This window comes from Gottfriedia sp. NPDC057948 (assembly GCF_042887255.1).
GTDB lineage: Bacteria > Bacillota > Bacilli > Bacillales > Bacillaceae_G > Gottfriedia.
Window position 1 is genome coordinate 127,975 of record NZ_JBHVPN010000011.1, and the last position, 24,311, is coordinate 152,285.

Annotated in this window: 19 protein-coding genes and 1 other annotated feature; of the genes, 9 read left to right on the forward strand and 10 right to left on the reverse strand. The window is 31.7% G+C overall.

Translation table 11 applies throughout. The features are described 5' to 3' along the window. Positions 1-10 precede the first annotated feature (10 nt). Positions 11-1,231, reverse strand: coding sequence for a helix-turn-helix domain-containing protein (locus ACFVRR_RS16455; protein ID WP_387330660.1), 1,221 nt, complete (start codon positions 1,229-1,231; stop codon positions 11-13). A 415-nt stretch (positions 1,232-1,646) separates the two neighbouring features. Here ACFVRR_RS16455 and ACFVRR_RS16460 point away from each other — a divergent pair, with 415 nt between their 5' ends. Then, positions 1,647-5,816: a S8 family serine peptidase gene (locus ACFVRR_RS16460; RefSeq protein WP_387330663.1), complete on the forward strand. Its 4,170-nt coding sequence runs from the start codon at positions 1,647-1,649 to the stop codon at positions 5,814-5,816. Positions 5,817-5,850: 34 nt separating this feature from the next. Here the strand turns inward: ACFVRR_RS16460 and ACFVRR_RS16465 are convergent, their stop codons facing one another. From ACFVRR_RS16465 to ACFVRR_RS16475, 3 genes are all read right to left on the reverse strand, one after another. Beyond that, positions 5,851-7,878: an acyltransferase family protein gene (locus tag ACFVRR_RS16465; RefSeq protein ID WP_387330666.1), complete on the reverse strand. Its 2,028-nt coding sequence runs from the start codon at positions 7,876-7,878 to the stop codon at positions 5,851-5,853. A gap of 249 nt (positions 7,879-8,127) precedes the next feature. Next, positions 8,128-9,000, reverse strand: coding sequence for an anti-sigma-V factor RsiV (gene rsiV, locus ACFVRR_RS16470; RefSeq protein WP_387330669.1), 873 nt, complete (start codon positions 8,998-9,000; stop codon positions 8,128-8,130). Positions 9,001-9,024: 24 nt separating this feature from the next. Then, positions 9,025-9,510, reverse strand: coding sequence for an RNA polymerase sigma factor SigV (locus ACFVRR_RS16475; protein WP_387330672.1), 486 nt, complete (start codon positions 9,508-9,510; stop codon positions 9,025-9,027). A 448-nt stretch (positions 9,511-9,958) separates the two neighbouring features. Between ACFVRR_RS16475 and ACFVRR_RS16480 the strand changes: the two genes are divergently transcribed. After that, positions 9,959-10,525, forward strand: coding sequence for a GNAT family N-acetyltransferase (locus tag ACFVRR_RS16480; protein WP_097973176.1), 567 nt, complete (start codon positions 9,959-9,961; stop codon positions 10,523-10,525). A 112-nt stretch (positions 10,526-10,637) separates the two neighbouring features. On the opposite strand, the gene ACFVRR_RS16485 is transcribed toward ACFVRR_RS16480, so the two are convergent. Continuing rightward, positions 10,638-11,936 (reverse strand): polysaccharide deacetylase family protein, encoded by a 1,299-nt coding sequence (locus ACFVRR_RS16485; RefSeq protein WP_387330675.1) that lies wholly within the window; start codon positions 11,934-11,936, stop codon positions 10,638-10,640. A 561-nt stretch (positions 11,937-12,497) separates the two neighbouring features. On the opposite strand from ACFVRR_RS16485, the gene ACFVRR_RS16490 reads away from it, so the two are divergent. From ACFVRR_RS16490 to ACFVRR_RS16510, 5 genes are all read left to right on the forward strand, one after another. Next, positions 12,498-13,253 (forward strand): DUF2087 domain-containing protein, encoded by a 756-nt coding sequence (locus tag ACFVRR_RS16490; protein WP_387330678.1) that lies wholly within the window; start codon positions 12,498-12,500, stop codon positions 13,251-13,253. A 19-nt stretch (positions 13,254-13,272) separates the two neighbouring features. After that, complete coding sequence (locus tag ACFVRR_RS16495; RefSeq protein ID WP_387330680.1) at positions 13,273-13,641, forward strand: GIY-YIG nuclease family protein; 369 nt, start codon at positions 13,273-13,275, stop codon at positions 13,639-13,641. A gap of 59 nt (positions 13,642-13,700) precedes the next feature. Further along, entirely contained in the window at positions 13,701-15,029 is a 1,329-nt protein-coding gene (locus ACFVRR_RS16500; protein ID WP_387330712.1) for an MATE family efflux transporter, read from the forward strand. Between the two features lie 420 nt (positions 15,030-15,449). Continuing rightward, positions 15,450-16,781, forward strand: coding sequence for a cytochrome ubiquinol oxidase subunit I (locus tag ACFVRR_RS16505; RefSeq protein WP_097973182.1), 1,332 nt, complete (start codon positions 15,450-15,452; stop codon positions 16,779-16,781). 114 nt (positions 16,782-16,895) lie between these two features. After that, entirely contained in the window at positions 16,896-17,912 is a 1,017-nt protein-coding gene (locus tag ACFVRR_RS16510; RefSeq protein WP_387330684.1) for a cytochrome d ubiquinol oxidase subunit II, read from the forward strand. 377 nt (positions 17,913-18,289) lie between these two features. Here ACFVRR_RS16510 and ACFVRR_RS16515 read toward each other — a convergent pair whose 3' ends face one another. The 4 genes from ACFVRR_RS16515 to ACFVRR_RS24325 form a co-directional block, all read right to left on the reverse strand. Then, on the reverse strand, positions 18,290-18,943 hold the full coding sequence (locus tag ACFVRR_RS16515; RefSeq protein ID WP_387330687.1) for an amino acid ABC transporter ATP-binding protein: 654 nt from the start codon (positions 18,941-18,943) through the stop codon (positions 18,290-18,292). A gap of 14 nt (positions 18,944-18,957) precedes the next feature. Then, positions 18,958-19,599, reverse strand: a complete 642-nt coding sequence (locus ACFVRR_RS16520; RefSeq protein WP_387330690.1) for an amino acid ABC transporter permease — start codon at positions 19,597-19,599, stop codon at positions 18,958-18,960. A gap of 16 nt (positions 19,600-19,615) precedes the next feature. Further along, positions 19,616-20,392: an amino acid ABC transporter substrate-binding protein gene (locus tag ACFVRR_RS16525; protein ID WP_387330693.1), complete on the reverse strand. Its 777-nt coding sequence runs from the start codon at positions 20,390-20,392 to the stop codon at positions 19,616-19,618. A 66-nt stretch (positions 20,393-20,458) separates the two neighbouring features. Beyond that, positions 20,459-20,719: a binding site (T-box leader), on the reverse strand. Between the two features lie 641 nt (positions 20,720-21,360). Then, on the reverse strand, positions 21,361-21,465 hold the full coding sequence (locus ACFVRR_RS24325) for a putative holin-like toxin (RefSeq protein ID WP_483295410.1): 105 nt from the start codon (positions 21,463-21,465) through the stop codon (positions 21,361-21,363). Between the two features lie 291 nt (positions 21,466-21,756). Between ACFVRR_RS24325 and ACFVRR_RS16530 the strand changes: the two genes are divergently transcribed. Both ACFVRR_RS16530 and ACFVRR_RS16535 read left to right on the forward strand, forming a co-directional pair. Next, a complete protein-coding gene (locus tag ACFVRR_RS16530) occupies positions 21,757-22,638 on the forward strand; it encodes a radical SAM/SPASM domain-containing protein (protein WP_387330696.1) in 882 nt (293 codons plus the stop codon). A gap of 133 nt (positions 22,639-22,771) precedes the next feature. Further along, positions 22,772-23,386, forward strand: a complete 615-nt coding sequence (locus tag ACFVRR_RS16535) for an acetate uptake transporter (RefSeq protein ID WP_088013250.1) — start codon at positions 22,772-22,774, stop codon at positions 23,384-23,386. Positions 23,387-23,534: 148 nt separating this feature from the next. Here the strand turns inward: ACFVRR_RS16535 and ACFVRR_RS16540 are convergent. Continuing rightward, a partial coding sequence (locus tag ACFVRR_RS16540) for a transposase (protein ID WP_387330699.1) occupies positions 23,535-24,311 on the reverse strand: 777 nt, incomplete at its 5' end.

The following is a 24,311-nucleotide window of genomic DNA, read 5'->3' on the forward strand; positions in this document are numbered from 1 at the left end:
CCTTTTACTATTACTGATTGATTAAAGTATTTGCTATTCCTAGTGCTTTACGGGTTTGTTTCCGTTTAAAATAATAGTTAAACAATTCTTTTTCCGAATGATTGATTAAATAAGCGAATCCTAGTTTTTTAAATAATGGTAATGAATGATCCGCCAAATATTGGTGATATTCTTGTTCTTTTTCTAAGATTAAAAAGTCCAATAAGATGAATAAATTGATAAAAATTTTATCATTTTTTTCGGAAGCAATATCAAATCCTTTACCTACATATTGTAATAATTCACCTTTAGGTAATAGTTCCCCATAATAGGAACTTCGTATATATCCTTCTAGGGAAAGTAAATAGGGTATAGAACTGGAATCCTTCAATTTCATAGACTCATAATAGTATTTTTTTGCTAACTCATAATTTTTTCTTCGGTAATATTCAAAGGCTAAATTATGATATACCCTTGCTTTTCGGTCTGATGATCTACAAATTTCACAGCTTTGGATTAAGTTTTCAAATCTTTTAATTGTCTCTGAAAATTCATCATTATCTTTAACTTGTATTAGCATAAGCATTTCGGAGTCGATTACACGAAGATAGGAATTAATACTTTTGAAATACTGACGGGCTTTATCAGCATAAAAGTAAGCCATAACAGGTAAATCGTTAGAATGGTAAGCTGAAGCTAAATGATAATAATATTCCTCATTAGCATATTCTTCAATATTTATTTTTATTAAAACTTGAATGGCAAGTAAAGGTTCATGGTTCGTTAAGTGATAAATACCTTGCACATGTCTAAAAAGATTTATTTCATAAGGCGACAATTTGTGCTTTATCTTTTTTATATCATTAATGAGCTCTTTTGCTTCATTCATTAAATTCTTCATTAATAAATACCTGATGCGAAGTAATTTATATTGATTAACATAATTTGAAATTTGAATTAGCTCTTCTTGCTCAAGTTCTAAGTTGATTTCTTCTATTTCGTCAAATAGCTGCATTACAATAGACTGCTGCCAACTAGATATACGCATCTTAATATTTTTTAATTTTAAAATCTCATTTTCGATTTTTATTCCAAGTCGATCAGATAGTAGGGCTATTATTTCATGTGCATATTCAGTTTGAGATCTTTCTATTTTACTAATATGCGTACTAGAACAAATTCCTTTCCCTAACTGTTCTTGTGTCATCTGAGATTTTTCACGATAATATTTTATGATTTTCCCCTCATACATAACAAATTTCTCCCTTTAGAAAACCTTTTTATTAAAAGTTTGAGTAGTAGAAAACCAGCGATTCCCCCAAGTTAATAATAAAAATTTCTATTGAATTTAATAACATTCTATTAAACATAATCTATAAATCAATAAAATTAGTAAAAATTATGAATATTTTATCCAAAAAAGAAAAATTAAATACGATTATAAATGTCGAAAAAAGGGATGTAAATAAAAAAATGGCTTGTAATAACCCCCATTTACCGCGATAAATAGCTAAATTACAATTAAATTATAAGATTTTTTTAAAGATTCTAATTCTAATTTTACATCATTTTTTTAATTGGAGGAATGAAATAGAGTTAGTTAATTTAACCATTTTTTCATGTTGTAAATTATTTTTTACTTAGTCTAGTAGAAGGAGAGCATAGAAATGAAGAATAGAAAGAAGAAAATACTAAACGTAATGGTAACAAGTGTATTAACTGCAAGCTTTTTTACATCTTATTTATTACCTCAAAAAAAATCTTATGCAACTTCGAACTCTGTAGAATCCACTTTAAAGGGACTGACAGATGAGCAAAGACAATCGATTAAGCGTTTGAACCCTCAAGAAGGCTTTATTATTGATCCTAGTTTACTATCATTAAAGGGTAAGACTGCGCATGTCATCGTTGAATTAAAAACATCGCCAATAGAGGAGAACCAACAATTAAAATCAAAAGCTTTATCAAAAGAAAAAAAGCAAAAAGTAAGAGGCGAACAAGCGTTTTTTAAACAGCGATTAACTGGAATTTTCAAAGAGAAGGCATCAAAACAAAAAGCAAGCCAAGCATCAAGCCAAACATTCAATCAACAAGCCTTCCAATTTGATATTAAACAAACATATGAGAATGTATTTAATGGGATGGCAATGACAATTCCTACGAGTCAAATTAATACACTTCTACAAACAGGTGTTGTTAAGCGAATTTGGAAAGATAATGAAATCCGCTTGCCAAAAAATGAGTTATCGACATTAGATAAATCTGCAGGAAAAGCAATACCACCAGCTCTTCCACATATGGGGGTAGATCGATTACACGGTGAAGACATAAAAGGACAGGGCATAAAAGTAGGTGTCCTTGACACTGGGATTGACTATAATCATCCTGATTTAAAAGATTCATATAAAGGTGGATATGATTTTGTAGACAATGACGCTGATCCAATGGAATCAACTCCTGCAGATCAAAAAGCATCAGAAATGCCCGAATCTATAGATGGAATTCCGTTTGTAACTGAACATGGAACACATGTTGCAGGTACAATCGCATCCAACCCTAAAAATGACGTGGAATATGCAATGACAGGTGTTGCTCCAAATGTAGACTTGTATGCATATCGAGTATTAGGTCCTTATGGATCAGGTTCAGATTCAAGTGTTATTGCAGGGATAGAGAGAGCTGTAGAAGATGGAATGGATGTTATTAATTTATCTTTAGGAAACGGAAATAACAATTCGCTTGATGCAACATCTGTTGCAATTAATAATGCAGCATTACAGGGTGTAGTACCAATTATAGCAGGAGGTAATGCTGGACCTAAGTCAAGTACAATTGGATCACCGGGGGCATCTCCTCTAGCAATCACTGTAGGTGCAAGTGATGTACCTACTGACATTCCAACAGTAAAAACAAGTTTAGGTGATGTTTCAGTCCAAAATACATTAATGGGACATGGATTAGGTATGGATTACTTAAAAGTGATCGATAAAGATTATCATGTTGTTGATGTTGGAAACGGTTACGAAGAAGATTATGCTGGGAAAGATTTAAATGGAAAAGTAGCTTTAATTGCCCGTGGAGATATATCGTTCGATGAAAAAATTAGACGTGCTCATGAAAATGGTGCAGTAGCTGTCTTAATATACAATAATGAAGACGGTGAAATTCCATATTTCTTAGGTGAGAGCTATAGCTATGTTCCGACATTTAAAATGTTGCAAGCAGATGGAGCGAAACTTGTGGATCGTTTAAAAGCGAATCCAACGGAAACTATTAAACTATCAGATTTCCATTCAAATATGACTACTGGGGACGTATTAGCTGATTTTAGTTCGCGTGGACCGGTGAGTAATAATTTTGATATTAAGCCAGATGTCGTTGCACCAGGTGTATCAATACTTTCAACGGTACCTGAATATATTAATAGCCCTGAAGATGGAGTAGATTATTCTCATAGCTATGCAAGTTTAAGTGGAACATCGATGGCAACACCACATGTTGCTGGAGTAGCCGCTTTATTACTACAATCACATCCAGATTATACAGTAGCTGATGTTAAAGCAGCTCTTATGAATACAGCTGATCCATTAAAAGGAAGAACTTACAATGTAAATGAAGTTGGAGCAGGACGTGTGGATGCTTATGAGGCTGTTCATAATACAACATTGATTGAAGTACAAAACAAAACGAACACACTGGATCAAGATGGCTTCAAAAAACAAATCGATGATATATCAGGATCACTACCATTTGGAAGTATTGCACAATCAAGCGAGGATCAAACTAGAACAACTTCGATTAATATTAAAAATTTAGGTAAGAAACTAGAAACGTATCATACAAGTGTTGAATTTCTAACAATTGATGGTGTATCAAAAGATGCTAGTAAAAGTGGTGTTAAATTAGAATTACCATCTACAATTGAAGTAAATGGAAATGAAAGTAAAAATATTGATGCAAACTTGATGATTCCAAAAAATGCCGATCTTGGTATATATGAAGGGTATATTCACATTGAAAATGAATCGAAGACTGAGGAATATCAAATTCCTTTCCACGTACGCTACTCAAATAGCGGGTTCGAAAACGTGACATTTTATAAACATGCTGTAACGAATGATCTAGGTAACTTCCATCCATATATAGAACCGTTTGTACCTGTTTCATTTAAAATGAATAGTGGAATGAAATCGATGGATGTAATCGTTAGTGACTTAAACGGCAAACCAATTGGATATTATGGAACGTATACTGGTATGGAAAATCTTAGTCTTGATACTGAGTACTATATCATATTCGGTTTCACTGGTTCAGTAAAACTTTTTACAGGTGATCCGAATAATCCTTTATCTCGTGAATATGAAGACCTAAAAGAAGGTAAGTATATTGTTTCATATATTGGTACAGGAGTAGATGGGAAAACGTATAAAGTTGATAATGACATGGTAATCGATAATACACCTCCGAAAGTAGTTTTTGATAAGAAAACAGGAGTAAATGAAATATCAAATGATGATTTAACAACGGAAAATTGGCCGCTAGATGGAAAAGACTATAAAGCATATTGGGTTCATGGTAATGTTTATGATGATACGATTGATTATCTGAAGAGCAGAGGACATGACATTACACAAGAGGCAAATACAGTATATGTGTATCAAGATTCTTATTGGCCGACTGCACAGTTTTTCCCTACAGCTGATGGGGATTTCAAATTTGGCGTATTGCCAGAAGAATATGCAAATTATCCGACAAATTTAAGAATTTATACTTATGATCACGGAACTGCAGGAAATCCGACTTTCCCAGAATTTACGATTATTAACAAAGGTGATAAGTATGCAACTTTAAATACAAATACAAATGGGGTAAGTCTTGGTTCTGAGTTTGTTAATACATTTAGGGTGAATAACGCGAAAGATTTAACAAGCGCTAATGTTACAATCGATCTTCAGCATTATTATAAAGTTGATAGCGTTAAAGCATCTAAACAGTTAGAAGACTTAGCGATGAAAAATAATTGGACGATTCGTGTTGCTAAGCCAAACATTAAAGAAGATTATTGGTCAGATATCATTACATTTGCTGTAGACATTACAGACAAAAAGACGAAATTACCAGTTTCAATTAATGGCGATCTGAATTTACTAGATATAAATTTAAAAGTCATTGATGATCTAAATTATTTTGTAGAAAGTGGATTCTATTATCAAGAATCATCTTATCAAACAAATGATGGAACTAAGTTTACTTTACCTACCTATGCTGATAAATTTAAATTCATTTCTCAGCACTCAATGTTGGAAGGTTATTACCACGGTGAAGCAGTAAATTTAGATAATTATGATTTGGATTATTCAAAGATTGGGACAAAGGCTTATGTTGTTGATAAAAAAGGTAAAAAAATTAATGCATCAATTCAAGAAAATGGATGGATGACAATTACTGATATTCCTGCAACTGCAGATGATTATACTTTAGTCATTAATATTCCTGGGCATTTCTTATACACTAAAAAAATCAAATTAAGTAAAACGATTGATGGAAAAGTACAAGGAATGTATTACGACTTGTATCCTGATACTGCTGCTGCTGGTGATGTAAATGGAGATAATGTAATCGACATTTATGATGCGAAACTAGTTGCAAATAGTGCAGGGGAAACAGGAGTTAACCTAAAAGCAGATCTTAATAAAGATGGTGTTGTGGATATTGTAGACTTCAACTATGTTGTAAAGAATTTCATGTTGATCAATCCGTACTTTCCGACTTCAATTAAACCAGTTGAAAAAGCAGGTAAATTAACGTTAGAAGAATTGAAAAAGAGCTTTAACTAAAAATAAGAGGGTGCCTTATATGGCATCCTCTTTTTTACTTCCAAGATTCAATTGCATTTATTAATAATGAAGCAAATACTTTTGCACCATCTGGTTTTAAATGAACGCCATCTGGAGAGAAATATGAATTATGATTTGCGCTAGCACTATGCCAGTCTACAACTCTAGTATTTGAATATTTACTTGAAACTTCCCTTAAAGTTTTATTAACAATCGATTCCCAAGGTCTTGGTACACGTGTGTTAACAAATAAAATTTTTCGATCTTTTCCAATTAGCTCTATGAGAGAAGACATTTGTTTTACGGTAAACGGACCGTTTGTACCTAGCTCTATGACAACAATATTACCAAGCGAATTTGTATTTTTTGCTTGTTGAATAATTGCAGATGCTTCAGTAAATTGTCTTCCAATTTTAGCATTTACTGAAAGGGATGAATATGTTTTTTGGAGTTCAGGAATTGAATTAATAACAACAGAATCTCCTATGATAAATACACTATTGTTTGAAACAGCAGGCTTATTCGTTTCAGCAGGTTTAGTATTAGTAGTAGTATTTGGAGTTTGATTGTTATTTACAACTGGTTTAGAATCTTCAGTTGTTTGACCATTATTATTTTGCTTATTTGTATTGTCAGTAACTGGCTTTTCATCTTTATTTACTGTTTTTTCTTCATTATTTACTGTTTTTTTATCATCATTTTGCCGAATTGGCTTAGTTACCTGTTTATCGTGATCAACTATAGCAGTTGATGGAGGTTTTTTAGTATCATTTTCAACAACAGTTTCAGATGATTGTTTTGATACGGATTGAACCGATTCAATTTCTGAGCTTGCTTTTACATCTTTAGCATCAGGGAGCATAGATAGTCCAAAGCTTGCGATCCCAGATAGTAAAATAAACGTGCTTATGATCACAATATGTTTATAAAAGAATTCTTTTAAATTAATATTTCCTACAAGGAAGTTCTTCCAAAGTATACCTAGTTTACCTTTTCTAATTGGGTCTTCAATATAGTGATAGGATAGTGCTGCAAGAACAAATATTAAAGTAATTTGACAAATTGCTCTAAAAAGTGAAATATCGCCAGTGTTAACCTTAGGGGATAATAAAATAATTACAGGATACTGCCATAAATAAATTCCATATGAACGTAATCCGATCCATTTCAATGGTCTCATTGCTAGGAATCTACCAATCTTACTTGTAGGGTGAGCGAGTGCTGCGATTAGCATTGCAGCGGAAATAGACAATAGGAACATTCCTCCACGATAAAGGAAACTATCATATTGATTTGTTTTACCGACCATAAGTAGAAAAATAAGTAAACCAGTAATCCCAACTAGATCAATTAAAATCTTTCCAGAGGTTGTAACGTTATTTGTAAGTTTTCGGCTAGGCCATACTAATGCTAAAGAAGCTCCTATTAATAATGAAAAAGCTCTCGTATCAGTACCGTAATAGACCCTACTAGGATCACTACCTGGATGGAATAATATAGCCATCAGTAATGCAGAAACGATTGCACCAACTAGTGTATATAAAAATAGGCGATCTTTATTTTTAATATATTTTAAGCCTAATAAAGTAAGGATTGGCCAAATAATATAAAATTGCTCTTCAACTGCTAACGACCAAAAATGATTTAATATTGAAGGATTTGCAAAAGACTCAAAATATGAAAGATGATGGAAAATATACCACCAATTACTGTAATAAAATATTGCAGCTACTGAATCTTGTTTTAAATTTCCGATCATTGATGATTTGAATAATGAAACAAATGCAATGACAATTAGTAGTAAGGTGAACATTCCAGGTAAAAGTCTTTTTGCGCGGCGGTACCAAAAACTTTTTAAGTCGATCCTTTGATTTGTACTCCACTCGGCAATTAATAAATCAGTAATCAAATAACCTGAAAGTACAAAGAATACTGTTACTCCTAGGAACCCACCAGAAGCAAAGGAAAAATTTAAGTGATATGCAATGACTGATAAAACTGCTAATGCTCTAAGCCCGTCTAATCCAGCCATATAACGAAACTGTTTATTTGTATTAGACATAAGCAGAACCTCTTTGTTTAAACACCTCATAAACGATTTCTTTTTCGAACAAATGTTGAGCTCTTATAGAATTTAATTTTTTAACCGTCTGAACCGCGAAGTTCATTACTAATTTCCCCTTCCCCTAATTTAACTATTTATATCAGCCTTCTTTATCTATTTGGCTTTTTGTTTAATGTATTTGTTTTTCTTAAAAGAGAGCCAAACCTAATCAATTAAGAGTGGCTCCTTTATTCGTTTGTTTAAAATTTATCTAATGTAATGATGTCCAACTAAAACATTTGAAAGAACGTCAGTTGGAATCGTGAATTCAACAACACCCATATAACCAGGGGCAACTTCATATTTATCAAATGAAATAACAAGCTTATGATCTTTATTTATATAAAAATTTTGATTGTCTTTAATGGTTACGAAAGGATCAATTGAATAGTCAAGATTTGCTTCCGGTATCCAGTATACCTTACTTTCATCTTTTTTCATCTGCTCTTTCATTTGTTCTTTAATGTTTTCACTAATTATTTTTACATATGATTTATCTTTAAAAAGAATAGGTAATGACAAAAAAATTTCCTTTTTCTTGTCAATTGTGTCAAATTTCATAGTTGTTGAAGAGGAAGCAGCAGTATTAACAACATATCTTTCAATGGACAATATGTCCTCATTATCTGTTTTAACTTCATAACCACTATCAATTCCTAAATGTGCACCAGAATCTTTTTTTACTGATTCTGTTTCTTTCATAAATTGATCATATAGCTTCTTATTTTCTTCTAAGTATTTTTTGTTCAAGCTTTGCTCTAAATCTTTATTTTTTAAATTATTAACCGCAGGGACTTTTAAGTCTGCCTTATAGGTTGGCTCATCTACAGTATATTCAGTAAAAGTTAGTACATTAACAACATTTCCAAGTATTGGAACATTCGATAATGTCTTTGCAAAAGTCGAACTAGTATTGATTGATAAAACAAATAGTGCAGCAGTAAAAAAACCTGTAATTGACTTTAGAGGGAATCTTTTTTGTATGGAACGTTTAATTGCTTTTTTAACAATAAAGTCCAAATTATCAGGGATAGGGACATTTTTATAGTCCGATCTTAATTTTTCTAATTTTTTATCCAACTAATTGGCCTCCCAAAAATAAATTCATTTCATTTTAATTCGGAGTATTTCTAAAGCTTTATATAAACGAGTTTTTATTGTATTTGGACTCTCCTGTAAAATTTCAGCAACTTCTTCAATCTTTAAGTCTTCGAAATACCTGAGGACAATTACAGCCCGATATTTAGTTGGTAAAGATTCTAATGATCTTTCTAAATCAATATCCGTATAATTATCATCCTGACCTGAAGAAAATAACTCTAACGTTTCTTCATCCATTACAGTTACTTTTTTTTGTTTTCTTAAAAAATCTAATGATGTATTTACTACAATTCTATAAAACCAACTTTTTAAAGATTGTTCATTTTTTAATTTATCTTTTGAGGAAATGGCTTTATGAATAGAATCTTGTAATATATCCACCGCATCTTCTGAATTTTTAACGTAGCTATAAGCTAACCGATAAAAATCATCTTTATTATTAATAATAAAATCTACAAGTTCCTTTTCTAAGTTAGATTTCCCCTTCATTTAAAGAGCTCCTTTTTTGAGATACGTATCTAAGAAGGTACACATTATAAAAGACGTATACCTATTCGAAAAAGTTTTATAAAAAGTAAAAAACATTTAAGGAAATTTTTACTAAAAATCAGCCAAACAGTTTAATGGGAATTTGGCCTAAATTAGTAGTATACAGATGGCATACCTATTCGTAAACAAACTATAGACAATTAATCAAAAAAAAGAGCTAAAGAGTACTTCAGCTCCAATCAACTAGCGTTTTAGAACCAAAACAAAAAAAGCAAGAATCTTAAAATCATCTCTTTTATAGTTGTTTTATTTTAAAATGCTGAATTTACAACGAGTTAAACAATTTAATCATAAATATGTTAGCTATTTATTTACCTATTGAGATTATAGATAATAGTAATAAGAGTCTACAAACTGTACTAAACTTACTAATTTAGTTGGAGGATATATGATTAAAGAACACTATATTTTTAACCCATTTCCAAAAATAGTTACGGATCGATTAGTTTTAAGACAAATGAATAATGAAGATCAATATGAGATATTCGCATTACGATCAAATGAAAAGATGTCTCAATATATAAACAGACCGATTGCAAAAGAAGTTGATGAAGCACTTCAATATATAATAATGATTAATGACGGAATTGAACGTAATGATTGGGTTCTTTGGGCAATTACTCTTAAAGAAAGTGATCAATTAATCGGTACAATTTGCTTGTGGAATTTTTCGATCGAGCAATCGAAAGGGGAAGTTGGATATGAACTTTCACCAGAGCTTCAAGGTAAAGGAATCATGCAAGAGGCTTTAAAAGCAGTGTTAGCATATGGATTTAATACACTTGAATTACATGTCATTGAAGGAATTGTTCAATCAGAAAATCAAAAATCAATCCAAATTTTAGAGAGAAATAAATTTATTAATAAAGGCTTGGTAAAGAAGAAATCGGCGGATGAAGAAGACATACATTCATGCATTTTTGAGTTAACGAATGAAAGGTATTACTCCAAATAATAAGAAAAATAGAGAATCCAATAGGTTTCTATTTTTTCATCCATTAGGATTTTAAAGTTTAAACAAACGTTTGAATAAAAAAGTAGTCGCTAAGCTAATAGCGACTACTTTTTTAATTTAAACTAACAATTTTTAAATTTTTTGATTGTAGATATTCAATAATTTGTGGTAAAGCATCTAAAGAAGGTTTAGTTTCGTGAAGTAGAATGATACTCCCAGATTCGGTGTGACTTTTAACGTAATTGATAATTGTATTTGTATTGCGGTTCTTCCAATCTTCAGTATCTTTATCCCATAGAACCATTTTAAATTGATGTTTTTGCATTAATTCAATAGTTGCTTGGTTTTTTGCACCGTATGGTGGTCTGAAGAGAGTAGTGTCTTGCTTAGTAATATTAGTTATTAAGTTACTTGTTCTAACCATATCATCTTCTTGATTTTTATAAGATAGTTTTAAGTAGTCATTGTGGTGCATGGAGTGGCTTCCAACTGAGTAACCGTTAGAATATGCGTATTGTACACAATCAGGATATCTTTGAACGTTATCTCCGACATAGAAAAAAGTACCGCCTACTTTGTATTTTTTTAAAACATTTACAATTTTCTTTGAATATTTCGAGGGACCATCATCAAAAGTAAGGGCTACGCTACCTTGTGGGATACTATAGTTAACTACATTGTTTAATTTTACAGTCGGATAAATTGATTGGACAGGTTTATTGATTGCTTCTTGCTTTATTACATATCTAACATCCGGCTCATTTGTGTGCACATTCGGTTGAGATACGTTTTTAATATCAGTTTTCTTTGGATCATGTTTATGCTGATTGGTTTTATTTGGTTTCTCTGGAGATTTTGAATTTTGTGCCTTTGCAACACTCTCAGCTTTTGCTGGTTTTTTTCCGCAAAATAAAGATTCTGATTTACAAGTTTGACTCTTATAAGCTATTAAACTAATCGATAGAATACTAATAGCAGCAACAGTAAGCCACCCATAAAGTTTATAACGTTTCGAAATACTCTTTTCTTTTTTTGAACTGGATCGACTAATTGATAAATACGGTAGATCAATTAAAATCCTAAGATCCTTCATATTTTTTATGGAGTGAAGTTGAAGATGAAACTCTTCTGAACAAGAAAAGAAGAGTTTTTCACTCTCATTATTATTTAATTTAGTTACAAAACTAGTAAACTGATTTTTATCCTCATCCCAAGTACTACATAAAGAAAGGCTAAACTTATAATTTTCATCAAAAATAATTTTTGATTTCATAAGATTGGCCGTTTCGTTGTCAATTTCCCAATGAAGTTCTATTTCTTGATTAAATAATAGTTTTATATGCAAAAAGGATTTATCGAATTTTTGTTCGATTGATAAAAGCTCAATATGTTTTTCATTGCTAATTGACATAACTTCCTCCTATCTTGTAAAGAAATCATTAATTTTCGTGTATTCAATGACAGTATAGACTGATCTTAAATTATATCTTTTGTCATAATTATTTCTACTGTTTTTCTTTAAATATATTAGTCTATAAGGAAAATAATATGTAAAGATTTTCCCTTTTGAGAACAGGTTTTTTAAACACTTTAAAATATGTCGAATATTAAATTTACCTTACAATTTAATTGTAAAGTACTGTAAGAAATTGTCAATTGAAGATTTGAAATTAGTCCCTTTGGAACAAGAGAATTAAGTTGAAAAGTATAGAAAGTACCATTTAATAATTTTTAATAGATTGAAATGGCATCTCATTAGGAAAAAGTACCTTTGAGATGCTTTTTTTGTGTAAATTAAGAGTTCTAACATTTTAAAAGGTCTTTTGAGGCATCCTTTTTAAAATAAGAAAGTATAAAAATTAAAAAGTAAAATTGACATTTTGTAAACAACAACATATTATGTTTGTAAATAAATAAACGTTTTTAAAGTTTGTTTGGTAAATAATAAACAAAAAAGGGTTGTGTTTGTTAAGTGGAAAATTTAGACGCTTTTTGGAATGCAGATATAGAAGAATTAAAACAAGGATATATCGAAGAGGAAAATCATTATTTATGTTTACTCTGTAGTAAAAAAATTGAAAAAGGAATTATTTATCAAGATTCAGGAATTTTATATGAAGCTGAAAAATACATGAAAGTTCATATAGAACAAGGTCATGACTCTGTTTTCGATTATTTAATCCAGCTGGATAAAAAACTAACAGGATTAACAGAACATCAAAACCATCTTTTACGTCTTTTTTATCAAGGGAAGAGTGATACAGATATTCAAAAAGAAACTGGTATCGGTAGCGCATCTACGATCAGGAATCATCGCTTTGTTTTAAAGGAAAAAGAAAGACAAGCAAAATTATTTCTTGTCATGATGGAGCTTTTAAAAGAAAAGGATGAGCATGCGCCAAGTTTTTTACCACTTCATAAAACAGCAAAAATGGTCGATGAGCGCTATAACATTACGGAAGATGAAATGGAAAAAACCTTAAAAAAATACTTTCCGGAAGGCATAGAGGGACCATTAAAAAAATTTCCATTAAAGGAAAAACAAAAGCTTGTTGTTCTAAGAGAAATCGTTAAAAGATTTTCACCAAATAAGAAATATACAGAAAAAGAGATAAATGAAGTACTGACAGCTATTTATCCTGATTATGTCGTATTAAGAAGATACTTAATTGAATATGGCTTTATTGATCGAAAGTCGGATGGCAGTAGTTATTGGTTAAAAGCTTAGAAGAGAAAGGTTGTTAAAAATGAGTAGAAAAAAAGAATTAAAAATGCAATATAAAGAAACGAAAGTTCAAGCAGGTATTTATCAAATTAAAAACGTAAAAAATCAAAAAATATTCATAGTAAGTACTAAAAATTTAAAAACAATTAATGGAAAGAAATTTGAATTAGAGGCAGGGTCTTGTACAAATAAAACACTTCAACAAGAATGGAATGAATATGGAAAAGAGTCATTTGTATTTGAGGAATTAGAAATTTTAAAGGAAGAAGACATTAGTCCATTAGGGATCAAAGGAGATCTAAAAAGACTTGAGGAAAAATGGTTAGAAAAACTTCAACCTTATGGTGAAAAAGGATATCATACAAACAATAGCAAGGGTGATCAGACTTGATTACATCTGAGATTAATCCTCAGGAGCAAAAAAAAGTAAAATTTACTTTATTACGCCCAATGATTATGTTTCTAATTCCATTACTTTTAAGTAATATTATGCAGTCAATTGGCCAGGTTTTTAGCATGATTATAGTAGGAAATTGGTTAGGGGAAAATGCATTAGCTGCAATTTCAGCTTTCTTTCCTATATTTTTCTTTTTAGTATCATTTATTATTGGAATTGGCTCTGGCAGTTCAATCTTGATTGGTCAGGCACATGGGGCAAAACTTGAAGATAGAGTAAAAGCGATTGTTGGAACGACTCTTACTTTTACTCTTTTCCTCTCTGTAGTGCTTGCGATCATTGGCAATATTTTTATTGAAAAACTTTTGAGTTTAATAGGAACTCCTGAAAATATTCTTCATGTAAGTACACATTATGCTTCCATTTTATTTTGGTCGATTCCCGTGCTATTTATCTATATGGTATATACAACTCTAATGAGAGGTATTGGGGATTCAAAAACACCGTTTTATTTTCTTATATTAAGTACAGTTTTAAATGTTGCACTTTTACCACCATTAGTATTTGGTTGGGTAGGCATACCGAAGTTAGGAATTTATGGGGCAGCATGTGCATCAATAGGTTCAACGGTTTTGACATGTATAGTTCTATTCATATACTTACACAAAACGAATCATCCACTTCGTCTTGATACTTCGTTAAGAAACTATTTAAAGATGGATCCTGAACTTTTAAAACTAATTTTAAAACTAGGTATTCCAACGAGTATTAATATGGTATTTCTTTCGATTTCTGAGATTGCCGTTATTACTTTTGTTAATCAATATGGATCAGAGGCTACTGCATCCTATGGGGTTGTAAATCAGTTAGTAAGTTATGTTCAAATGCCATCAATTTGTATTGGAATCGCAGTATCAATTTTTGCTGCTCAGTCAATAGGAGCAAATCAGGTTGATCGATTAAACCAAGTTATTAAAATAGGATTATTACTTAACTATGTGCTAGGTGGCATAGTAGTCTTACTCACTTATATTTTCTCGAAGCCTATTTTAAATTTATTTCTAACGAATGATAGTACTGTACAAATAGCGAATAGTTTATTGATGATTACGTTATGGGGATATTTAATACTCGGACATTCATTTATTTTATCGTCTACAATGCGTGCTAGTGGGGCAGTACTATGGCCAACACTTATTAGTATATTTGTAATATGGTGTATTGAAGTACCTGTAGCCTATCTTTTATCTCATTACACAAGTCTCGGAATGAAAGGAATTTGGTTCGGATACCCGGTAGCTTTTATAGTTGGACTTGGATTAAACTTTTTATATTATAAATTTTCATGGAGAAAGAAACGTATAGTCCGTTTAGTCAATTAATTTGAAATTCATTATTTCGTTGAACTAAAACCACAAGGGAATTCCTTGTGGTTTTAGTGTGTAGACAAAATACAAAAAAATTGATTTTCAGACTGATTGCAAGCGCTTGTCTTTCGAGGCGCGAAGCCTGGTGAGGAACGGAGTTACCTTTGACGGTAATGAGCACCGCAGACAGGCGAAGCAACGAAGAAAGCGAGCGTTTTCGGGCAGTCTGAACCACAAGGGAATTCCTTGTGGTTATTTGTTTTCCCTTTAGAAATACCGTATACCTTTATTGTTATAGGAACATACTTTTATAGATACAAATTAAAATGCAATTTTACTTATTATGTTCATAAAATCGTAACATGATCGGTCATTTGATTAGAATAATTAATTTCATTGGACAATAAGATATTACATTATAGGGGGGATTTCGTGATGGAGTTGGATAATGTCACACTCAGTAGATTACTAACAAGTATGACACTAGTATTTCACATTATTTTTGCAACAATTGGTGTAGGAATACCCTTAATGATCGCAATTGCAGAAGGGTTAGGGATCTTAAAAAAGGATCCACATTACACGCTAATGGCAAGAAGATGGGCCAGAGGTTACACAATTACCGTTGCGGTTGGAGTAGTGACTGGTACTTGTATTGGTCTACAACTATCTTTATTATGGCCGAGCTTTATGAGAATCGCGGGTCAAGCAATTAGTTTCCCATTGTTTATGGAAACATTCGCTTTCTTTTTTGAAGCGATATTCCTTGGGATCTATTTATATACTTGGGACCGATTTAAAAAACCTATTTATCATTGGTTGATCATTTTACCTGTTATATTAGGTTCAACTTTGTCGGCATTTTTTATCACGACAGTAAATGCGTTCATGAATACTCCACAAGGTTTTACTTTGAAAAATGGAATAATTAAAACGGTCGATCCAATCGCTGCAATGTTCAATCCAGCTGCTCCTTCTAAAACTTTACATGTAATTGTTACTGCATATGTTGCATCCGCTCTTATATTAACGTCGATCGCCGCTATTCAATTATTAAGAGGAAAGAATACGGAATACACACGAAAAGGGCTTCGATTAGCAGCAACACTAGGATTAATTTTTGCCGTTTTAACAGGTGTCACAGGAGATGTTTCAGCAAAATTCCTTGCTAAATATCAACCAGAAAAACTAGCAGCAATTGAATGGCATTTTGAGACAGAAAGAGGGGCAGATTTTGTCTTATTCGGAACACTAGATGATAAAACACATGAAGTAAAATATGAAATTCGAATTCCGAAACTGCTAAGCTTTTTATCTTTCTCAGATTTTAATGCACCAGTAATTGGATTAAATGAATTTCCAAAAGATGAGACGCCACCTTTGTTCATACATTATTTATTTGATATTAAGATGACATTTGTCGGCTTAATTATATCGATGACCTTCATATTTGTTGTGTTTTCTATCAAGAAGAAAAATTGGATGCATAATAAATGGCTTTTACGTGGACTGGCGCTGACTGGCCCATTAGCGATGATCAATATCGAACTTGGATGGATGATTGCCGAAATTGGCCGCCAGCCATGGATATTAAGAGGATATATGAAGGTTTCAGAGGGAGCCACAACTGCCAAAGGACTAGGCGGTATGTTTTGGTTATTTTTTGTATTGTATGTATTTCTAGGAGTCTTTTGTACAATCGTTATTCGAAAAATGTTCATTCATAATCCACCCGAAGATGAACTTCAATATCGTTTAAAAAAATAGGCTCTGTTAAATTTCAATCGTAAAACTCTCGGTAAGTTACGAATAAGTAAATGTTGTAGCTTGAAAGAGTATTGCTTGAATTTGTGACAAAGCCAATGAATAGGAGGGTGAACATTGAATATTGAGTTATTAGGAATAATCGTTTTATGGATATTTCTATATGGATATATCATTATTGCATCAATTGACTTCGGTGCTGGATTCTTTGCTTATTATGGAAAAGTAACGAAAAAGGATCACTTAATAAATAATTTGATTAGTAGATATTTATCACCTGTTTGGGAGATAACGAATGTATTTTTTGTATTTTTCTTTGTTGGTATTATAGGCTTTTTTCCAAGTGTTGCATTTTACTATGGAACGGCTCTATTAATCCCAGGAAGTATTTCGCTATTCCTATTGGCAATTAGAGGCTCGTTTTATGCCTTTTCTAATTATGGATCCAAGGAAAACAAAGTTTATTTATTCTTATATGGAGCCACTGGCCTATTGATTCCAGCTTCACTTTGTACAGTTCTGACCATTTCCGGAGGAGGGTATATAGTTGAAAAAAATGGAGTCGTTCAATTTTTAGCTAAAAACCTATTAACAAGTATCTACTCCTGGAGTGTTGTAATCATTGCAATCATTTCAGTCTTATATATTAGCGCAACATTTTTAACCTATTACGCAAGTAAAGCAAAAGATGAAAGTGCGTTAGCGATATTAAGACAATATGCTTTATATTGGACCGTACCAACAATCCTATCAAGCTTTCTTATATTTGTAGGATTAAGAGATAATAATGTTAGATTTTATGGAAATATCGTTAATCATTATTGGTGGATGTTTTTATTATCATTAGTTTGTTTTTTAATAGCATCATCATTAATTTTACTAAAACGAAATTACGGAACAGCCTTTATATTTGTAATGCTCCAATTTTTCTTTGCTTTTTTCGGCTATGGAGCAGCGCATTTGCCATATATATTAGATCCATATATTACGATATATAATGGATACACCAATCAAACATCCGGTACTATGCTAGTAACTGTATTTGTCTTAGGGTTACTACTATTAGTTCCATCGCTATTGTTCTTATTTAAACTATTTTTATTTGATGCCGAGTATGTTCAAGGCAAAAAGTAAAGTGGGGGAGATGAAATGCACTCTTCTAATAAACATGAAAAGCGGCTTGTACTTCTATGTTTTATTGTAGCTTTAATAATGGGACTATCTTTTATTAGTAAATTTTTTCATTGAATAATAGTGGAGAGGCGCCTATAACATTAGGGCGCTTTTTTTTGATTAAAGGATGAGGTAGGGTGAACTGCAAATAAATTTTATTGAACTGCAAATAAACTAATGGAGCTGCAAATAAAAAAGACAAAACTGCAAATAAAAAAGGTGAATCTGCAATTAACATGCTGAATTCACCTGAATTTAAGTTCGTATTATTTAGATAGATAGAAAAAAGGGGAAAATCTAATCAAATATTTTAAAATATAACCTAGTTTCCGCTACATTCATGCACTTTCTAAAACTTTTCCTTCTTTTACAAGTAGCGTACGAGTCGAAACATTACTTGCGAATTCCATGTCGTGAGTAATGACAAGGATGCTCATTCCGTCATCTGCTAATTTTTTCATAATCTCAGCAATTCCGTTCGTTAGTTCAGGATCCAGAGCTGAAGTAGGTTCATCAAAGCAAAGAATTTTTGGCTGTAGTGCACACGCTCTAGCGATTGCTACACGTTGCTGTTGGCCACCGGATAACTCGTTTGGTAATGAATTTGCTTTATCACTTAGACCAACTTGTTTTAATAAATCCATTGCTCTTTTTGAAGCTTCTTCTTTATTCATACCTAATACAAGTGTAGGGGCTTCAATAATATTTTCAATTACTGTTTTATGTGGGAATAAATTATAGTTTTGAAAAACGAGACCAACGCTTTTTCTTACTTTTAAAAGATCTTTTTTAGATTTTATCATTTGGCCATCTATTTCAATTGATCCACCATCGAAGCTTTCTAAACCATTAATACAACGAAGTATTGTCGTTTTACCTGCTCCTGATTGTCCTAGTAGAGTAACGATTTCTCCTTTATTAACTTCAAAAGAGACTTCATTTAATACGGTTTGTTTATTAAATTGTTTTGTTAAGTTGTTTACTTTTAACATTTTTTAGTCTCTCCTTATTTATAATATGAATATCGATTTTCTAATCGTTTAAATAAATTCGTTAATATTGCTGTTAGTAGTAGATAAATAATACCAACGAAAACAAGAGGCAGTAGTGATGCGCTTGTATTAGATGCGATTTTAGCTACTCGAAGCATATCATCAAGTCCGACAACATATACAAGAGCTGAATCTTTTACTAGAGTAATGACTTCGTTTGAAACAGGTGGTAATACTTTTTTAGTCATTTGAGGCAGAATAATTCTTTTAAAAGTTTGACTGCGACTCAATCCTAAAACCTCTGCTGCTTCATATTGACCTTTATCAACTGATTGAATACCGGCTCTGAATATTTCTCCAAAATAAGCTGCATAATTAAGTACAAATGCGATAATAACTGTTGTAAAACGGTCAAAGACAATTCCGACTAATGGTAAACCAAAAAAGATAAAGATTAATTGTAAAAGTAGAGGTGTACCACGCATTAATAAAATATAAGAACTAATAATTGATTTGATAGCTGTAATATTCGAAAGTCTTCCAAGTGCAATGGTGATTCCAAGTGGGATTGCTAACGCTAGAGTAATTAAGAAAACCTCTAGCGTTATTTTTAATCCATCAAGCATGGAAGGTAATAAAGATGTAATTTGTTCCATGATTATAAGCTCCTTTTTATTTCAATGTACCGAACCATTTTTTATAAATTTTGTCGTAAGTACCATCTTTTTTCATAGCACCAATTTCTTTGTTAATTCTTTTAAGTAAATCAGAATCATCTTTTCTAACGCCAATTCCATATTCTTCTTCACCGAAGTTGTCTTCTAAAATTTTGTATTTATTTTGGCCTCTTTTGTTCATGTAATATCTAGCTAATGTTTCATCTGCTACAACCACATCTACACGTTTTGATTCTAAGTCCATTAAAGCTTGGTTGTTATTTTCATATAATACAGGTTTACTACCGTTAAATGATTTTACTAAGTTTTTATCTTTATTAACTGCATCTAAAGAACTTGATCCTTCTTGAATCCCAACATTTTTACCTTTTAAATCTGATTTTGTTTTTATTTTTGAATTTGCTAGGGTGATAATCACTTGTCTATTTTTTAAATATGCATCTGAGAAATTCACTTTTTTCATACGCTCGTCTGTAATTGAATAACCGTTCCAAATTGCATCAATATTTCCTGATTTTAATTCAGTCTCTTTCATTGACCAATCTATTGGTTGGAAAGTTACTTTCATATTTTCACGTTTAAATACTTCTTTTGCTAAATCAATATCAAAACCTACAACTTTACCTTTATCATCTTTAAAACCCATTGGTACAAAAGTATCATCTAATCCAACGACTACTTCGTTTGCATTTCGTTTTTCTTTTCCACAACCAGTTACAACTAATATTGAAATCATACAAATGATCATTGCTGACATTAATTTTTTATTCATTTTACTCTCTCCCTTAAAATATTCTTGAAAAACAAAAAACTCCCGACCTCTAGCTATATGGAATAGCTAGAGGACGGGAGTATTACTCACGTGGTTCCACCTCTATTTTATTGATACCTCACGATACCAACCTCTTCAAGTGCAGCAATTAAGCTAAACTCTAGCACGATAACGGGTGCAAGGAATCCGGAAACAGTCTACTACCAAAAAGGGTTCGGTGCTCAGCTCAGAGATGTGTTCAAAATATTGTCTTACGCCCCTCGCACCAACCGGGAACTCTCTGTTTAAGAACTTAATATTTTTACTATTTCTCATCAATGCTTTTAAAATTAAATTTTCATATATGTTCAATACTGCAGTTTTTATAAAATCAAACTAGTTTGTTTTGCGATGAACAAATAATATTACAGATTACAAACAACTGTCAACAAGTTTTAATTAAAAAAACTTTGATTTTGTCAAAACTTGGGTAGGAAATTTCTCGGGAAATATGGAAAATTGTCGATTGAATGCTGATAAAACTGATTGGGATTGTCAAATATTATCAATTCACAAAAATAACATTTACTTTATAAATTTCGATTGAAAAATATGATAAATTTATTAAGAACGGGCGGGAAATCACTCGTTCATTGTAAATAAATAAGCCTTGATGGTTTTATCTATTTAACTTTTCTAAGAAGTAGCCCATGCCCGGTCAAAGCATAGGGGCTATTTCTTTTTTGTTGCGTTGATAATACTAACTACTAATTGAATCAATGCAACGACAAGAACATTGTGATGATAATTTCTATATATTTAACAAAAAATTCATGCGCTCAAAGTATAACTAAAGAATCTTATGATATAATAATTATATTAAAAAGAACGAGTGCTGTAACACTCGTTCTAGGCAACTAAATAAGCCGAGATGGTTTTATCAATGTATTTTTACTAAGAAGTAGCCCATGCCCAGTGAAGCATAGGGGCTATTTCTTTTTTGTTGCGTTAATAATACTAACCACTAGTTGGATCAATGCAACGACAAAGGTCATTGCGATGAAGATTAGAGTAAGTATTTCAAGTGTTTGCATTGGCATCACCACCTTTCTACAAAAATGCGTAGAAAAGAAGATAAAAACCAATTCCCCTATGCTATTCAATTGCCTAGTTTAATTATAATAAAATAACTATAATCAAACTGTAGTTGTTATTATAAAATTTAAACAATTTCATGAAGTTTTAGAATGATTACAATTCTGTTCGGTTGGTAAAAATTGAACAGAGTGTTGAAATATTAATATCTTAAAAATTATTGTATGATAGGATTATAGTTTTTTTAGAGCGAATATGTGCATATAGATAAATTAAAGTAGGAGAGTAGAATGAGAAAATTTAAGAAAGTTTATATAGAAATTACAAATATATGTAATTTGAAGTGTAATTTTTGTCCGAGCCCAACTTTGGAGAGACCGTTGAAGTTTTTGGACGAGAAAGCATTTACTCATGTTATAAATTCGGTTAAACCTTATACGGATCATATTTATTTTCATTTGATGGGTGAGCCATTTTTAAATACAAAGCTCGGTCGATTTTTGGATATTAGTCATGAAAATGGTTTGAAGGTTAATATAACAACGAATGGTACGTTAATTAATAAGGTAAAGGATTTATTAATTGAATCCAAAGGTTTAAGACAAATCAATTTCTCACTTCATAGTTTTGAGGCGAATGATCTAACGAAGGATTTGCATGATTACGTTGAAAATATTACGAACTTCATTAATGAAGCAAATGAAAAAAGTGATATGATTTGTGCAATTAGGCTTTGGAATATGGATAGTGAAGAGTTAAGAGCAAGTAACTCACTGAATATTGATATTTTAAATTTACTTGAGGAAAAACTAAACTTAGATTTTTCTTTAAGTGAAAGACTTCAGGAAACACATAATATTAAACTGCGCGATAAAATTTATTTAAATATGGCAGAAAAATTCCAATGGCCAGACATGGGTAATGATATCATCGATGAAAATGTATTCTGCTATGGATTAAGAGATCAGATCGGTGTATTAGTTGATGGAACAGTAGTACCATGTTGTTTAGATAGCGAAGGGAAGATTCCGTTAGGTAATATTTATGAGACATCATTGGAAGATATTTTAAATTCTGAGCGTGCAAGAGCAATTTATGATGGTTTCTCAAGACGATGTGCAGTGGAAGAATTATGCAAAAGATGCGGTTATGCAAAACGACATAAAAAGTAATTTTTGGTAAAAAGCGCTTTCTTTTTAAAAGAAAGTGCTTTCTTATTGAAAAGCGAAAAAAAGCTATATTAATCCCTGAAATTTTATAGTAGTATAGTTTAGTCTGTTTAAAATTTTAGGAGGATTTACATCAATGAAAGACGTACAACAAATTAAAATAACTACTGCGGATCCATCTGCAATTGGTTTATTCGGTTTAGCGATGGTAACGCTTGTTGCCTCAACACAAAAATTAGGAATTACTGATGGGGTTTCATTAGTATTACCGTGGGCGATTTTTTTAGGTGCTATTGCACAATTATTTGCGAGTATCCAGGATTTTAAACATAATAATGTATTTGGAGCAACAGCATTTGGAGCATATGCTTTCTTTTGGTTAGCTGTTGGTACTACTTGGTTAATCCAATTAGGTGTTTTTGGAGAAGCATTAATGAAAGCTGCTGATGTTAAACAACTTGGTTTTGCTTTCGTAGGATATTTAATCTTTACAATTTTTATGACAATCGGTGCAATGGAAACCCATAAAGTATTATTTATTATTTTTGTATTAATTGATTGTTTATTTATTGGATTATCATTAAGCACATTAGGATTTATGGAAGAAGCTACACATACCTTTGCAGCATACAGTGAATTAGGAATTGCAATTATGTCATTTTATGGATCGGCTGCAGCTGTATTAAATAGTCACTTTGGAAGAGAATTCTTACCTGTTGGGAAACCTTTTGGGATTTTTAAAGCGAAATAATAATTCAGTCTTAAAATTAACTTTTTGGACTTTATCTATACACAAAAACCTTTACCATTGGAGTAAAGGTTTTTTTCACGCTGTTGAAAAAAGACTTCGTCAAGTAAATGCCACGAATTTTTCGTGGCATTTTGTTATAGTTGTCCAATTAGTCTGTTTTTTGGTAAATTAAATGAAGACCTATTTCCTTTAGTGAGAGAAGTTTGGTCCATTTGATTAAGTTTTGTATGATGGCGGTCATCAAAACTTGTCTTTTTACTTTGTGAACTCCTCGGTATCGTGCGTAACGTAAGCCGTGGAGTTCTTTACTTTGGGCAAAACTTAATTCAACGGTTGAAGGTCTTACTGACTTTAATATCTTTCCGCGACTTGATAATCTTTGTTCCCTTAATTTGTCGTAAATTGGTTGATTAACAGAAATTCTTAAAACCCGATTATCTTTTTTCGCGAATGGACAATTATAACAGCTACCTTTGTCAGGCTTAAACTCATGATAGCCATGTCTAGTAGTAGTTTTATATCGAAAAGGTACACCACAAGGACAGGCATATAGGTCTTCATTTACTTTTTGAAAATGAGTTTTTCTACATTCTTTATGTTCATTACTTGAAAATCTACGATGGGAGATATAAGCAAATATCCCACGTTTAAATAAACCTTCGGCAAATCTTGAATTATAGTAGCCCGCATCAACAGCGATTTCGGTGGCGTAATATCCGAGCCTCTCTTTTAATGAATCTAATTGATCTAATAAAACTCTATGCCCAGGAACATTCGCACTCGTTACATGCGTATCGATTATAAAATTATGTAAAGAATCAACTACTCGATGTTCAAAATATGCGAAGCGACCTCGTTCATCATGTTTAACTGATAACCTTGCATCACCATCAACAGGATTAAGTAAAACGCGTTTCAGTTCAGT